Origin of the sequence: Neotabrizicola sp. VNH66, assembly GCF_049445895.1 — a bacterium.
Lineage (GTDB): Bacteria > Pseudomonadota > Alphaproteobacteria > Rhodobacterales > Rhodobacteraceae > Pseudogemmobacter.
In genome coordinates, this window is the sequence record NZ_JBMSDW010000018.1 from 1 (window position 1) to 14,155 (window position 14,155).

General features: G+C 64.7%; 13 protein-coding genes, 1 tRNA gene and 2 pseudogenes. 6 read left to right on the plus strand and 10 right to left on the minus strand.

Annotation, left to right across the window (positions count from 1 at the left end):
* Together ACO2Q5_RS19450 and ACO2Q5_RS19455 are read left to right on the plus strand one after the other, a co-directional pair.
* The coding region (locus ACO2Q5_RS19450; protein WP_423294118.1) for a hypothetical protein at positions 1-682 on the plus strand (682 nt) is incomplete at its 5' end.
* Between the two features lie 94 nt (positions 683-776).
* The gene (locus ACO2Q5_RS19455) at positions 777-1,640 is read left to right on the plus strand and encodes a hypothetical protein (RefSeq protein ID WP_423294120.1); all 864 of its coding nucleotides are present in this window, start codon (positions 777-779) and stop codon (positions 1,638-1,640) included.
* A 135-nt stretch (positions 1,641-1,775) separates the two neighbouring features.
* Here ACO2Q5_RS19455 and ACO2Q5_RS19460 read toward each other — a convergent pair whose 3' ends face one another.
* On the minus strand, positions 1,776-2,474 hold the full coding sequence (locus tag ACO2Q5_RS19460; RefSeq protein ID WP_423294122.1) for a class I SAM-dependent methyltransferase: 699 nt from the start codon (positions 2,472-2,474) through the stop codon (positions 1,776-1,778).
* A gap of 75 nt (positions 2,475-2,549) precedes the next feature.
* Here ACO2Q5_RS19460 and ACO2Q5_RS19465 point away from each other — a divergent pair, with 75 nt between their 5' ends.
* Entirely contained in the window at positions 2,550-2,765 is a 216-nt protein-coding gene (locus ACO2Q5_RS19465; protein ID WP_423294124.1) for a hypothetical protein, read from the plus strand.
* Positions 2,766-3,094: 329 nt separating this feature from the next.
* On the opposite strand, the gene ACO2Q5_RS19470 is transcribed toward ACO2Q5_RS19465, so the two are convergent.
* The 4 genes and pseudogenes from ACO2Q5_RS19470 to ACO2Q5_RS19485 all read right to left on the minus strand — a co-directional run bounded on the left by ACO2Q5_RS19470 (position 3,095) and on the right by ACO2Q5_RS19485 (position 5,857).
* A tRNA-Ser gene (locus tag ACO2Q5_RS19470) sits at positions 3,095-3,184 on the minus strand.
* A gap of 117 nt (positions 3,185-3,301) precedes the next feature.
* Positions 3,302-3,724, minus strand: a pseudogene (locus tag ACO2Q5_RS19475) (ATP-binding protein); the annotation flags it as partial.
* Positions 3,657-4,989 (minus strand): annotated as a pseudogene (gene istA, locus ACO2Q5_RS19480) (IS21 family transposase). The pseudogenes ACO2Q5_RS19475 and istA, both read right to left, overlap by 68 nt.
* 208 nt (positions 4,990-5,197) lie before the next feature.
* Complete coding sequence (locus tag ACO2Q5_RS19485) at positions 5,198-5,857, minus strand: hypothetical protein (protein ID WP_423294126.1); 660 nt, start codon at positions 5,855-5,857, stop codon at positions 5,198-5,200.
* A 186-nt stretch (positions 5,858-6,043) separates the two neighbouring features.
* Between ACO2Q5_RS19485 and infC the strand changes: the two genes are divergently transcribed.
* A complete protein-coding gene (gene infC / locus ACO2Q5_RS19490; protein ID WP_423294277.1) occupies positions 6,044-6,583 on the plus strand; it encodes a translation initiation factor IF-3 in 540 nt (179 codons plus the stop codon).
* A gap of 64 nt (positions 6,584-6,647) precedes the next feature.
* Here the strand turns inward: infC and ACO2Q5_RS19495 are convergent, their stop codons facing one another.
* From ACO2Q5_RS19495 to ACO2Q5_RS19505, 3 genes are all read right to left on the minus strand, one after another.
* Positions 6,648-7,625, minus strand: coding sequence for an XdhC family protein (locus ACO2Q5_RS19495; RefSeq protein ID WP_423294128.1), 978 nt, complete (start codon positions 7,623-7,625; stop codon positions 6,648-6,650).
* A gap of 94 nt (positions 7,626-7,719) precedes the next feature.
* Positions 7,720-9,774: an OmpA family protein gene (locus tag ACO2Q5_RS19500; protein ID WP_423294130.1), complete on the minus strand. Its 2,055-nt coding sequence runs from the start codon at positions 9,772-9,774 to the stop codon at positions 7,720-7,722.
* A gap of 142 nt (positions 9,775-9,916) precedes the next feature.
* On the minus strand, positions 9,917-10,819 hold the full coding sequence (locus tag ACO2Q5_RS19505; protein WP_423294132.1) for a LysR substrate-binding domain-containing protein: 903 nt from the start codon (positions 10,817-10,819) through the stop codon (positions 9,917-9,919).
* Between the two features lie 94 nt (positions 10,820-10,913).
* Between ACO2Q5_RS19505 and ACO2Q5_RS19510 the strand changes: the two genes are divergently transcribed.
* Entirely contained in the window at positions 10,914-12,134 is a 1,221-nt protein-coding gene (locus tag ACO2Q5_RS19510) for an acyl-CoA dehydrogenase (protein ID WP_423294134.1), read from the plus strand.
* Between the two features lie 205 nt (positions 12,135-12,339).
* Positions 12,340-13,281 (plus strand): hypothetical protein, encoded by a 942-nt coding sequence (locus ACO2Q5_RS19515; protein ID WP_423294136.1) that lies wholly within the window; start codon positions 12,340-12,342, stop codon positions 13,279-13,281.
* Between the two features lie 63 nt (positions 13,282-13,344).
* Here ACO2Q5_RS19515 and ACO2Q5_RS19520 read toward each other — a convergent pair whose 3' ends face one another.
* A complete protein-coding gene (locus tag ACO2Q5_RS19520) occupies positions 13,345-13,743 on the minus strand; it encodes a lysozyme inhibitor LprI family protein (RefSeq protein WP_423294138.1) in 399 nt (132 codons plus the stop codon).
* Positions 13,740-14,096 carry a GFA family protein gene (locus ACO2Q5_RS19525; RefSeq protein WP_423294141.1) on the minus strand — a complete coding sequence of 119 codons (357 nt, stop codon included), beginning with the start codon at positions 14,094-14,096 and terminating at the stop codon, positions 13,740-13,742. Before ACO2Q5_RS19525 ends, ACO2Q5_RS19520 begins: the two co-directional genes overlap by 4 nt.
* Positions 14,097-14,155 lie beyond the last annotated feature (59 nt).

The following is a 14,155-nucleotide window of genomic DNA, read 5'->3' on the forward strand; positions in this document are numbered from 1 at the left end:
GTTCAGTAGTCCCATGTCGATCACTCCTTTGACCCCCTCGCTCTTCGCTTGGGGGAGGGTCACATGGGTCAAATCTCAGTGGAAATTATGCGCCTACACGGGTCACTTCTCAGTGGAAATCAACAGCTACCCGGCATGGCGGATTGCCCGGGCCGCGGCCGAGACGGGCAGCGCGCCGGCATGGCTCGTCGTCAATAACTTCAGCGCCAACAGCATCTGGGCGGGCCACTCGATGGAGGTCGCCCTGATGTTCGGCAACACCGAATGGATCGTCGGCGGTGTCCAGGCCTTCCCGACTGCGGTTCCGCCAGGGCCTTACGCAAATCAGCGTCTCGACGGGCTCTATGCGTCAGAGATCATGATGCAAATGGTGGCGGCGCTGGCAGCGACGGGCGATCCGGGTGGCGCCTACCATTACGCCGGATTCGAGCCGTTCGCCGGGAACCCGCCTGCGGACGGAGGCAGCCTCACTGTCGCGCCGCAGCCCTATAGTCTCGCTCAGCCGGGCCATGCCAACATCCTGGGCAAGTATTTCAACAACCTCGATAACCTCAATGCAGGGACGTTTCACAGCGGGACAGGCACCCTCGATCTCGCCTCGCAGCGCGATGCCCGCCTTCATTACGCGGCATACATGGATGCGGCGATGCTGGACTATCTCGCGCGGTTGGAGGGACCCTGATGGAGGCCGGAGGGAGCTGACGCCCCCTCCGGAAATTGCCCTTGACGCGGCATCGCTGAGCCTTCCCCATTGTGACATGTTGGGGGAGTGACTCATGCCAGATCTCAGTTTGCGGCCGGAGATTCTCAACTCGGTTATTTATCTCTATTCAACTGTGGAAGCAGCGCTTAGTGGCGAACGTACTGGCGGAACTGGTGTTGTCTTGCGATGTTCGTTTGGCGCAAACGAACAGTACGTCGCTCTGACAAATTGGCACGTTTCTGTCCAATCTCGTTGCTCAGTTGTCCGCTACACCGCGCAAGATGGTAGAACGAAAGTCATACCCAGTAGACCCGAGGACTGGTTCTGTGGTCCATCATTCCCGGATATCGCTTTTCTCGCGCTCAATTTGCCTCCTCAACTGGAGATGCACCCAGTAGCGATACTTGAGGATGATATTCTGAAATCAGAGGAGGATCTTTACCCAGGCGAAGACCTCTTCATGGCTGGCAGATTTGTTGACTATGACGGCAAACTCACCAACCGGCCCGCTCTTCGCTTTGGTGCGCTGAGCATGACCGACGTGGAAGTTCTGCAGCCGAACACAAGCACTCTTCCATCACACGTCGCTGACATGCGAAGCAAGCCCGGTTTCTCAGGTAGTCCGGTCTATGCATATCGTCCGAACGGCACGATCACGGTCGCCTCTGGTTCGACTCTCATGACTGGGATGGTATTGGATGGGCGCAACTCGCGGAGGCAACAGGGCTCAGCACGGAACTGGGGCGGCGGGACGAATACAACGTTGAGGCTTGTCGGTCTAAATTACGGCGGTTTCATGGAGGTGGCCAAAGCTACCATGCAGCACACACCTGAGCAGGCCGAGTTATACATGGAGACATCAAGCATGTGTCTCATGGTTCGAAGCGATGATATTCTTGATGCTCTGGAACAGTTTAAGCTTAAATGCGGACGCTAGGTGCAGAATTCCCGCCCGCCACGGACCAGATGATAGCCTGCTGAGGTGCCCCCGGCCATCTGACATCGAGTGGTAAATCGTAGACGGTAGCTCGGGACCTGCGAGCTATGGGGGCAGTATAGTCGAATTACAACATTATTTCGGCCTCAGATAGCACGTCCGCCGTCGCTTGCGCGCGTTCCGGAAATAGTCGCTGAGGCCTGCCCGTTGATCTGCCGAGACGGCTTCCCAGTCCAGCCAGAAGCAGCGGTATCCCAGGACATCAGCCATTGCCTCCATGGCGCCGACGCTAGGGATGCCCACCATCGTCACCTCCTGATTGGCGGTCGCCTCTATCGCGTTCAGCGGGTTGTCTGTGCGCTCTCTTACCATCTGGACCATGGGGCTGTTGCCCGTGATGAACTCGCTATCGATGATGACCAGCTTAGGCCGAAGCGCCGTGACCCGGCGCAGTAGCAGGAAGTGATCCATGACGTGGTAGAGCACGCCATAGATCGCGACGACGTCGAAGGTCTGTTCTTCACGGACATAGTCCTGCAAGGCGTCGAACAGATCGGCCACCACCAGTTCGACCTTCGATGCAGGGGCGTCATGGGGCATGTCGCTGAACTTTGCGACAAGCTCCGGCCGCGCTTCTACGCCGATGACCTGACGCGCCCCTGCGGCGGCCAGAGCGTAACTCCAGCGCCCATCATGAGCCGCGAGGTCGAGAACCTTGGCACCGTCGAGATCAGTCAGAAACGGTTCGATGATGAAGCTGTGCCGCATATTCATGCGGTGGACATCCTTCGCGCTGTAGCGGCCGGTCGTCCCAAGGAAATCAAACGCGGCCATGTCGGCGTCCTCAATCTAAACGATTCGTTAACCAGTTTCCGTCGATGATGTAGCAGTTCCAGAAGGTAACGAGCTATGGCCGACAGAAAGCAGCTGATTGATCGCCTCGGATTGGTGGAGCAGGCCCTCGCGGACTACATGCTGAGGTTCGGGGCAACTGAGCTTGCCCGGATCGCCATGATCAGATCGGTCATAGATGAAATGGCCGCAGAGGACGCGATACCGGATGATGCCGCCCCTTCGGATCCGGAGCTTCCACCTTGGCTCATCGACGCGACACGGAAGCGGTAGGGCTGAAAACAATAGTCGTTGACGACATGTGCGGCGTACTTACATCCGGCGTTTCAATGGTCCTTCAAAGGCCCGCACCTGCTGCAAACTTTCGTGTCACAGACTGCAAGAATTCGTGTCGCGCTACAGCGGGGACAGGGGTTCCGCCCGCCCCTGCGAACCGGGCAGAGGTTCCGCCGCTGGCGTGGGGTGCCTTAAGGCTGATCCTGCGGGCGGGTGCTGCTGGCAAGCGCCTTTTGATTGGGGGAAAATTTGGGATGCAAGCGGAGGGTGTCCCTCTGGCACTTCCCAGTAAAGTGTTGATTTAGAATGAAAAATCGGGAGTTTTATGGCGGACAGTGAGGGATTCGAACCCTCGAGACGGTTCCCCGCCTACACACTTTCCAGGCGTGCGCCTTCGACCACTCGGCCAACTGTCCGTCGTGCCCTTATACTCACGCCGCGAGCGGGGGCAAGTGGTCTAGACAGACTTCCTCTGGCGTTGTGAACAGCCCCGGGTTTTGTGGACTGTATTCCCCTGGTTTCCTGGGCACCTGCCTTGATCTGTTTCGGCTGAGCGCGCGGGCGATGGCGATGGCCAAGTGGGTTTTGCCGGTTCCAGTGCCACCGATCAGGACAACATTGCGCTGATCGGCGATGAAGTTGCCTGTGGCCAGTTCCCTGACCAGCCCCTCATTGATCGGCGTGCCGCTGAAGTCGAACTCTTCGATATCCTTGGCCAGCGGCAGCCTGGCGATGGTCATCTGGCAGCGGATCGAGCGCGCCCCTCGCCAGCGGTTCTCGGACCGGTGGCGAACCACTGGCTCGATCTCGGTGATCTCGGACCGCAGCAAGTCACCGACGATGCGAGGCGGTTCGTGCTGGCGCTTGATCCCTGCAGTCATAACCTCGTCATAAGCACTGCGCATCCCGTAGAGCTTCAACGTTCCCATCAGGTCTAGGATTTGGGTGCGTTCCATCTGGGCTGGTCCTCCTGAGGCTGTCGTGAGCCGGGCGCAATCAGCCACGGGTTCGTGGGTCGGGCGCAGCGCGGTGGGGGTCAGTAGAAGGGGTTGCGGGGTCGGGTCTCGTCGTCGGGCCAGGATGTTGATGACGACCGGGGCTGAATGGGCGCCCTGATCCACGGCTTCCCGACAGGCGGCTTCGACGGCCTGCAACCCGTCATCGGGCACGCAGCTCAAGACCGAGTATTTGCTGGTGTCGAACCGCACCGTGCAGGTCTTCGACATACGAGACCTTGTTCGCCATTGGTTCAAGAACAATGGTCGAGTGGGCTGGCACGCTGTGGAAGCCGTCGAAGCGGCCGACGCAAGGAACAAGGGGGGCGTTCGATCTCGAACATCTCCCAGATCGTCTTGTCGGATTCTTCGGGATGACGATGCGCCTTGGCGTAGGCTACGCATTCGTCCGGCAGCCAGGCGTTCAACGCGTCGAGGCTCTTGACCCGCAGCCGCGGTGTGAAGAACCGCTCCCGCACCAACCCGACCTGGTTCTCGACCTGACCCTTCTCCCAGCCTGACGCCAGGGTGCAAGCGACGGGTTGGACGAGGTAGTGGCTGCACATCTGCAAGAAGCGGCGGTTGTATTGACGCTCCTTGCCGATGAAGACGGCTTCGACCGCCGTCTTCATGTTATCATGGATGCCGCGGGTGCAGGTGCCCCTGAAGAAGCCGAACCCGCGGTCATGCGCGTCAAAAACCATCTCCTGGCTCTCGCGCATGTCGGCACGGGCGAACCTCATCCGGCTGTGGCAAAGTCGGACATGCGCCACCTTGACCGTCACCGTGACGCCCGAGATCACCACGACCTCGTGGCTCCAGTCGAACTGGTATGCCTCGCCCGGCGCATAGGAGAGCGGCACATAGGCTTCCGCCGTCACAGCGCCCCGGCTTTGCGAACAGCCCTTCGCAAACCGACGCACGGCATCATAGCCGCCCTCATAACCCAGCCCGCGCAGTTCCTCGGATATCCGGATCAGCGTCAGCCGCTCCCGCGGCGGCTTGCCTGCGTTACCAGACAAAAACTGCTCAAGTGGCCCCTGCCAAGACCCGATCCGCGGCATCGGCTGCCGCTCGCGCTCATAACTGAAGTCCGTCTCATCACACCGAAGGAGCTTCCGGACGATGTTGCGCGACACGTGCAACTCCCGCACGATCCTCCGCATCGACCAGCCCTGAACGTAGAAGGCCCGCCGCACCCGCGCGATCGTATCCACCCGCTTCATCCCTCCCTCCGCTCGCTGCCTCGCAACGAACGGTCTGACAGAACGCCAGGGGGGGCAATTTTGCACGCCGAAACACAATTTTATGAATTCCCAGCCATCGCCATTGTTCCGGTTCTGGCAGCAAGAACAGCACTGGATCGCGCAAAGCCGTTCCGGAATGCACAGGGCCGCGGGTCATCTCCGCGGCCCCTGCAATTTCAGCGAAAGGTCAGAGGCCGAGTGCGGCTTTCACCTGTGCAACCGTATCGGCCACCAGCGCCGGATTGGCCTTGGCCGCCTCGACCGCGGTCTTCAGCGTGGTCTTGGTCGCCGCATCCAGCGACGAGCCGTCGATCAGCGCAACCACGGCATCGGCATTGAAATTGGCCGGGTCCAGCGCGGCGGCAGCCCCGTTTGCGGCCTCGGTCGCAGCCGTGGTGGCGGCAGCGGTGGCATCGGCAGCGGCATCCCCCGCGGCGGCAGCAGCATTGCCCGCAGCTTCGGCCGCGGCACCGGCGGCTTCGGTTCCGGCTTCGACGGCCGCGCCCGCCGCATCGCCTGCGGCCTCGGCCGCGGTCCCGGCTGCATCGGCGGCGGCACCTGCCGCAGCACCGGCTGCATCCACGGCCGCGCCTGCGGCCTCGGTCCCGGCTTCCGCCGTGCTGGCGGCAGCAGCCGCGGCAGCGGCAGCCTCGGCTTCAGCCGCAGCGGCCGCGGCGGCGGCTTCTTCTTCTGCCTTCTTCGCGGCGGCCGCAGCTTCGTCAGCGGCCTTCTTCGCGGCTTCCTCGGCAGCGATCTTCGCTTCCTGGGCAGGCTTGTAGCTGAACTGATAGTATCCACCCGCCGCCAGCAGAATGACGACAGCGCCGATGATCACGCTTCTGTTCATGTCTCTCAACTCCCATGGCCGGCACAGACACCGGTCCCGGGGATATGGCATCGCCGGAGCCGATTGAAAAGTCTGCAAAACGTCCCGACCAGTGTTTCGGACACAGCCATATTCCACGGGCCGGGTTGAAAGCCCCGCCCGCAAGCGATAAATTGCGCGCGATTTTCCTTCAGAAGGACCACTGCCATAGGACGTCGCCCCCACAATGCCCCGCCGCAACGCGAAACCGGCCCGCGCATCAATGACCGCATCCGCGCACCGGAAATCCGCCTGATCGGCGCGGACGGCGAAAACGTAGGTGTTGTAACCCCGTCGCGCGCGCTGGCCATGGCCGAAGAGGCGGGTCTTGATCTGGTCGAGATCTCTCCGAATGCCGTGCCGCCGGTCTGTAAGATCATGGACTTCGGCAAGTTCAAATATGAGACGCAGAAGCGCGAGGCCGAGGCCCGCAAAAAGCAGAAGATCATCGAGATCAAGGAAATCAAGTTCCGTCCCGGCACGGATGAACATGATTATCAGGTCAAGATGCGTGCCGTGCTGAAGTTCCTGGAAGAAGGCGACAAGGTGAAGGTCACCCTGCGCTTCCGCGGCCGTGAAATGGCCCATCAGGAACTGGGGCTGGAGCTTCTGAACCGCGTGGCCGCCGATGTGGGCGACAAGGGCAAGGTCGAATCGATGCCGAAGCTGGAAGGCCGGCAGATGGTCATGATGATCGGCCCGCGCTGAGGCCGCTCTTCGTTGCAGACCGGACCGGGGGCCCTTGCGGCCCCCGTTTTTCATTCCTGCGTTTTCATTCGGGCGCAGCGCGGCGGAGCGCGGAAATCACCGCGGCCAGCACTGAAACCGCAATCTCGGCCGGCGTTGCGGCACCAATGTCCAGCCCGACCGGCGCGTCGATCCGGGCCAGCGCCTGCGGCGGCACGCCCGCCGCGGCCAGTCGCTCCATCCGCGCGGCATGGGTCCGGCGCGAACCGAGGCTGCCCAGATAGAACACCGGCGTGGCCAGCGCCGCGCGGATCGCCGGATCGTCCAGCTTCGGATCATGGGTCAGCGTCACCACCGCGGTGCGCGCCTCCGGGGCCAGCCGGGCCAGCGCCTCATCGGGCCAGTCGTGGATCAGGGTCTCTCCCGGAAACCGCGCGGCGCTGGCAAAGGCCGTGCGCGGGTCCACTAGCACCGGGAAAAGCCCCGCGATCCGCGCCATCGGCACCAAAGCCTGCGCAATCTGCACCGCGCCCACCACGATCAGCCGCACCGGCGGCGCATGGACGATGACGACCCGCCCGTCAGCCTCCGCCCCGCTGCGGTCTGCCCTCAGGCGCATATCCACAGAGGCATCTTCTCCGCCACGGATCAGACGCCGGGTGCCGTCCGTTTCCACCACCTGCGCCACCGACAGCCGTGCCACCCGCGCCGCGACCAGCTTGGCCAGCAGCGCCTCGGGCAACACCGGCCCGACCGGCTCCAGCAGAATGCGGATGCGCCCGCCGCAGGCCAGCCCCTGTGCAAAGGCATTCTCGTCACTGACACCATATTCCAGCAGCCGTGGCTGTCCCGCGGCCAGCACGTCCAGCGCCTCGGCCACCACGGCCCCTTCGACGCAGCCGCCGGAGACGGAGCCGGCGAACAGCCCGTCGCCGCGCACCGCCATCTGGCTGCCCGCCCGCCGCGGGGCCGAGCCCCAGGTCTCTACCACCGTGGCCAGAACCGCACCCTGCCCCGCCCGGTGCCAGTCCAGCGCGCATTCGGGGATATACTCCGTGACCATGCCGCACCTCCTGCCTCAAAGGACCAGAGCGGCGCGCGAATGAAAAGGCCCGCGGCAAGGATATGCCGCGGGCCATCTGGTCAGGATCGGAAGTTCAGCGCAATTCGGCCTTGCGCAGCAGCGGCGTGATCAACCGAACCACCACCCGGCGGTTCGCGCGCTCATCGCCCGCGCTCTGCACCTTCAGTTCCGACTCGCCATAGCCCTGCACCACCAGATTTTCCGGCGGGATGTCGAAATATTCGTTCAGCGCCAGCGCCAGGCTTTCGGCCCGGCGGTCCGACAGCAGAAGGTTCGACGAGGCTGAGCCGACGGCATCGGTATGGCCTTCGATCAGGAAGACATGGCCGGGATTGGTGTCGAGCAGGCTCTGCATCAGCCGCCCCAGATCGGCCAGCTTGCGCGCCTCGCTGGCGCGGATCGCTGCCGATCCGGTGTCGAAGGTGATGGAATCGACCTCCACTGTGGCGGCCAGTGCCCGCACTTCGGGGATTTCGCGGATCTGGCGCAGGCTGAATTTGCGGCCAATGTTCTCGGCCTCCATCGCGGCCAGTTCCGCCTTCAGCGCAGCATCATTGTCCGAGGTCGAGATCGTCACCCGGTCAGGGCGCGGCTTCGGCAATTCGCTGACGATGATCGGCTGTTCGGGATAAAGATCGTCGATCAGAACGACCTCGACGCCGCGGCTGTCATAGGCCGACCGTTTCAGCACCCGGCCCGAGGCATCGCGCACCGTCACCACCTGCGTGCCGTCGTCGCGCTGCACCACCGTGCGGGTCGAGCCGTCGGAATAGGTTTCCGTCGTGGTCTTCACGCCCGGGCGGCGCAGCACCGCATCGTCATCCTTGTAGATCACATAGCTGCCGTCCGGATTTTCCACGACCACGCGGTCACCCGAATTGGTGACGACCTTCTTCTCGTCCTTCTTGCCTTCGTTGATGATGGCGCCCACCACCAGCGCGCCAAGCGCGACAAGGCCCACCTTCTCCAGATCCGACAGGCCGGATTTCTTGCCGCCTTCAACGGCAACAGGGGCGGCGGCGAAATCCTGCTCCGAGGTGCGGGTCGCGTCACCGGAAATGATTTCCGACACCACCGCCACCGGATCAGCGGCAGGTTGCGCAGGCGGGGTAGTGCCATCTGCGGTGGCCGGAGCGCCGTCCGCGCCGACCGCGGCCGCAACAGCCGCAGCAGCACCAACCGCGGGCGCAGCAAGCTCGCCCGTTTCATCCACCGCTTCGGGGAGCGACAGGATTTCGGTCAGGGTCTGCACCGCCTCAGCCTCCGGCACCGGCGCATCGACCGGCTCGGCCGCAACGGTTTCGGCGGGGGTCTCGACCGGCGTGCCTTCTGCGGCGGTGGTTTCGGCAGGGGCAGCCTCTTCCGGGGCCGCCTCGGGGGCCGCCGCCTCTTCCGCCGTCGCGGTGGCCGCATCCGCCGCCGCTGCCGCTTCGGCCGCGGCCTGCGCGGCTGCATCTTCCGCGGCCTTGGCCGCAGCTTCCGCCTCGGCCTGCGCCTGTGCGTCGGCCTCCGCCGCCGCAGCTTCAGCCGCGGCCTGTGCTTCCGTCGCCGCCTGCGCCGCCGCATCCGCGGCAGCCTTGGCGTCAGCCTCGGCCTGGGCTTGCGCCTCCGCCTCTGCCGTGGCCTGCGCTGCGGCCTCCTCGGCAGCCTTTGCATCGGCTTCGGCCTGGGCCTGCGCGGCTGCGTCTGCGGCAGCCTTCGCATCCGCCTCGGCTTGGGCTTGCGCTTCTGCTTCGGCCGCGGCCTGTGCCGCCGCATCGGCAGCAGCCTTGGCATCTGCCTCAGCCTGGGCCTGCGCCGCCGCGTCCGCAGCGGCCTTGGCATCGGCTTCCGCCTGCGCCTGCGCATCTGCCTCGGCCTTGGCTGCCGCCTCGGCTTCGGCCTGTGCCTGCGCCGCGGCTTCCGCAGCCGCCGCCGCTTCGGCAGCGGCGGCATCACCTGCGGCCTTCAGCTGGGCCATGATCGCATCCAGATCACAGGGCGCGTCCGGCGTGGGGGTGCAGAGGATCGTGCCGTCCGGCCCCGCGATAGAGCCATCGTCCAGCACTGTCTGCGCCCGGGCGGGCAGCGTGTGGAACGATGTCATCGCCACCGAGAATGCCGTGGAGGTGATGAGAATTCTGCGCATGGACCTTCCTCTCGTGCCAGCTGGCCATAGGGACGACGCGGGCCGATTCCCGCACCGGACCCCGCCGGACATACCCCGACATAGCGGCCCGCCCCCCTGATATGCGATAGCAACGTTGCCCCGGACGGCACGGTTCCGCCTGTCAGGCAATGACAGGGCCTGTCTCTCCGGCTTCGGCCGACAGCCAGCGGCGGAGCGAAGCGAGGGGCGCACGCTCGGCCCGGACCTCGGGCCAGACGAGGTAATAGCTGCCCAATGCACGGACCGCCGGACCGAAGGCGGGCAGCAGCCGGCCCTGTGCCAGCTCGGCCCCGATCAGGAATGTCGGCAGCAGCGCCACGCCCATGCCATGCACCGCCGCCTGCGCCATGGTGGCATATTGATCGAACAGCATGGCCGCCGGACGCTGCCCCGGCTGGCCGTGATGGGCAAGCCAGCGGCCCCAGTCACCCGTCCGGCTGTCCAGCTGCAGAAGCGGCAGGCGCAGCAGGTCCCCCGCCGCGCGGGCCGGCGCAGGCAGCAGACCGGGGGCCGCCACCGCCAGCAGATCTTCGTCCATGAGCTTCATGAATGACACGCCGGGCCAGTCCTGCCGCCCGTAGTGGATCGCCGCATCAAAGGCGGTGGCGGCAAAGTCGAAGGGGCGCAGCCGGGTGGACAGGTTCACCGTCACCTCCGGATGCGCCGCGGCAAACCGGGCCAGCCGCGGTGCCAGCCAATGCATGCCAAAGGCGGGCAGGATCGCCAGATTCAGCGCCCCGCCCTGCGGATTGGCGCGCAAAGTCAGCGAGGCATCGGCAATGGTTTTCAGGGCTTTCCTCACCTCTGCCACATAGTCCCGGGCGGCGGGTGTCAGGATCAGGCGCTGCTTTTCCCGCCGCACCAGCGCCACGCCCAGCTGTCCCTCCAGAACCTGCAGCTGCCGTGATACCGCGCCCTGGGTCAGCGCCAGTTCCGCTGCCACGGCCGAAGCGGTGCCCAGCCGGTCCAGCGCCTCCAGCGCCAGCAAGGAGGGGATCGACGGCAGGTAGCGGCGCGGCAGCATATGAGTTAACCTCATGAACCCGTGACAGCGTTTCGATAGCGCCGCAGGGCCCGTCATGCAAGGATGGCGCCAGCAGACGCAAAGGAAACCCGCCATGACCGACAAACCCAAGCTGAAGGCGAAAGACGCCCCCGATCTGTCGCGCTTTGACTGGGAGGATCCGTTCCGGCTGGAAGATCAGCTGACCGAGGAAGAGCGCGCGCTGCGCGACGCCGCCCGCACCTATGCGCAGGAAAAGCTGCAACCCCGCGTCATTCAGGCCTTCCGCGAGGAATCGACCGATCCGGCCATCTTCCGCGAAATGGGGGAAATGGGCCTTCTGGGCGTGACTGTGCCCGAGGAATATGGCGGGCTGGGCGCGAACTACGTCTCCTACGGGCTGATCGCACGTGAGGTGGAGCGGGTCGACAGCGGCTACCGCAGCATGATGTCGGTGCAGTCCAGCCTCGTGATGTATCCGATCTACGCCTATGGGTCCGAGGAGCAGCGCAAGAAATACCTGCCCAAGCTCGCCTCGGGCGAATGGATCGGCTGCTTCGGCCTGACCGAGCCGGATGCGGGGTCCGATCCCGCCGGGATGAAGACTGTCGCGAAGAAGACCGCGGGCGGCTATGTCCTGAATGGCGCAAAGATGTGGATTTCCAACGCGCCGATCGCCGATGTCTTCGTGGTCTGGGCCAAGTCCGAGGCGCATGGCGGCAAGATCCGCGGCTTCGTGCTGGACCGCGGGATGAAGGGCCTGTCCGCGCCCAAGGTCGGCGGCAAGATCAGCCTCCGCGCCTCGATCACCGGCGAAATCGTCATGGAGAATGTCGAGGTCGGCGAAGACGCGCTTCTGCCGCATGTCGAGGGGCTGAAAGGTCCGTTCGGCTGTCTGAACCGCGCGCGCTATGGCATCGCCTGGGGCGTGATGGGATCTGCGGAGTTCTGCATGCATGCCGCGCGCCAATATGGGCTGGACCGCAAGCAATTCGGCCGCCCGCTTGCGAACACCCAGCTCTATCAGCTGAAACTGGCGAACATGCTGACGGAAATCTCTCTGGGACTTCAGGCCGCCTTGCGTGTGGGCCGCCTGCTGGACGAGGCGAATGCCGCGCCCGAGATGATCTCGGTCATCAAGCGCAACAATTGCGGCAAGGCGCTGGAAATCGCCCGCCATGCCCGCGACATGCACGGCGGCAACGGGATTTCCGAGGAATTCCAGGTGATTCGCCACATGGTGAACCTTGAGACGGTGAACACCTACGAAGGCACCCATGACGTGCACGCCCTGATCCTGGGCCGCGCCGTCACCGGGCTTCAGGCGTTTTTCTAAGGCGTCCCGGGCGATAACGCTCCCACCCCTCGCCCCGGACCTGCGGCGCGCCCCCGGCTTGATCCCGGCGGCGCGCCGTTCTGTCTTGCGCATCCCGCTTGCGGCACAGGCGGGAAACAATCTGTTCCCCCCGTCCCGGCTTGCCGCATGGGCCCTGCCGCGCGATAAAGGGCAGGCGGGGGCGCAAAGTATCAGGGTTATTGTCATGTCCGACCTGTCCGCTCAGGAAAGCCGTCCCGCCCGCCGCCTGCCGGACTGGCTGTCCGCCATGGACGACGTGGCCGAGGAAGACGGCTATCTGGAACGGCTGGGCAACAAGCACTGGGCCTTCTTTGCGGAAACCGGAACCACACTTGTCGTGACCTTCGAACGGGCCGAGGCGCTGCGCGCGCGTGAAGGGCAGATGCCCGCGATCTGGCCGCTGGCGCAGCAAAACGGCTGGTCCGTCCTGACCATTCTGGCCGAGGGTGAGACGTTCTGGCGCGCGCCCGAAGTCTGGGGCTATTTCGACCGGCTGGTGGATGACGCCTTCTTCGACGATTTCGATCAGGTGCTGTTCTATGGGGCCGGCGCTGCGGGCTATGCCGCGGGCGCCTATGTCGTGGCCGCACCGGGCGCGCGGGCGCTGCTGATCTCTCCGCGCGCCAGCATGACGCCCGAGCGGGCGGGCTGGGACCGCCGCAACCCGGCGGCGCGGCGGCTGGATTTCACCAGCCGCTATGGCTATGCGCCGGATATGACCGAAGGCGCCGAACGGGTCTGGCTGGTGCATGATCCGCATTACGGCCCCGATGCGGCCCATGCCGCACTGTTCCGCCGCCCCTGGACGACCGTGCTGAATGCCCGCCACACCGGCGAGAATACCGAGCGGTTTCTGGAAATCGCCGGAAGCCAGGACGCGCTGATCTTGGCCGCGATGGAGGGCACCCTGACCCCCGCCCGCTTTGCCGCGTTCTGGCGGGCGCGGCGCGAAGCCGTGCCCTATCTGAAACTCATGCTCGCCAAGGCCGCCGCTGCGGGCCGGCCGGGGCATGAGGCGATGATCTGCCGCTCGGTCACCCGCCGGCTGAAAGCACCGCGTTTTGCCCGCCGGCTGGCCGCGCTGATGGCAGGCGACACGGCGCCGCCCGCCGATCCTGAGGCCTGACGCAGCGGCCTGCGGGAAACCCGCATCGCCGCTCCCCGGCTTTCGGGGCCTGGCGTTTCCCGATCAACCCGTCTCCAGCAGGCTGTGCAGATCCTCGGTCCGCTGTTCGGTCAGATGGGCAAGACAGCCGTAGATGAGCAAAGGCTCGGCGCTGCCGCCCCGCATGGGAAAGCCCGCCGCATCGCAGGCCAGATCACGGTAGGTGATCCAGGCGCGCTGCGCCTTCTGCAGCCGGTCGGCTTCGGGGAAATCGGACGGGTTTTCCTTGTCATAGGCGCGCAGCAGAGCCATCGCCTCCTTATAGGCGGCGTTCAGCGCGTCATCCGCGGCGACCCAATCCTGCTCGGCACAATAATTCAGCTCCATCTGCGCCATGGCATTGGCACAATCCACCTCCTGCGCCGCCGCAGGCAGGGCCAGGAAACATCCGGCCAGCAGACCGGGAATCAGCGCGCGCGTCATGTCGCGGCCCCGTCATAGGCAAAGGCGTGGCTCGCCACCTCGCGCGGGTTCACGCCTTCAATGCAATTGACATTGATCGCTACCATGGGCGTGCCGTCCGGCATGCTGCCCTCCGAAAAGCTCTGGATCCCGCAGGTCTTGCAGAAACGATGGCGGATCACCTCTTTGTTGAATAGGTAATCGGTCAGCGACTCTTCGCCCTGTTCCAGAACGAAGGCCGATTGCGGCGCGAAGACCAGAACCGAGCCAAGCCGCTGGCAGCGCGAACAGTTGCAGGTCACCGGCTTATCCAGCGAAGCCTCCACCCGCCACTGCACCGCACCGCATTGGCAACTTCCGTGATAGAGCGTCATGGGCCCCTCCTCTTTGCGGCGATCCTGCCGGAAGTCTCTGGCAAAGACACGCGGTTTCG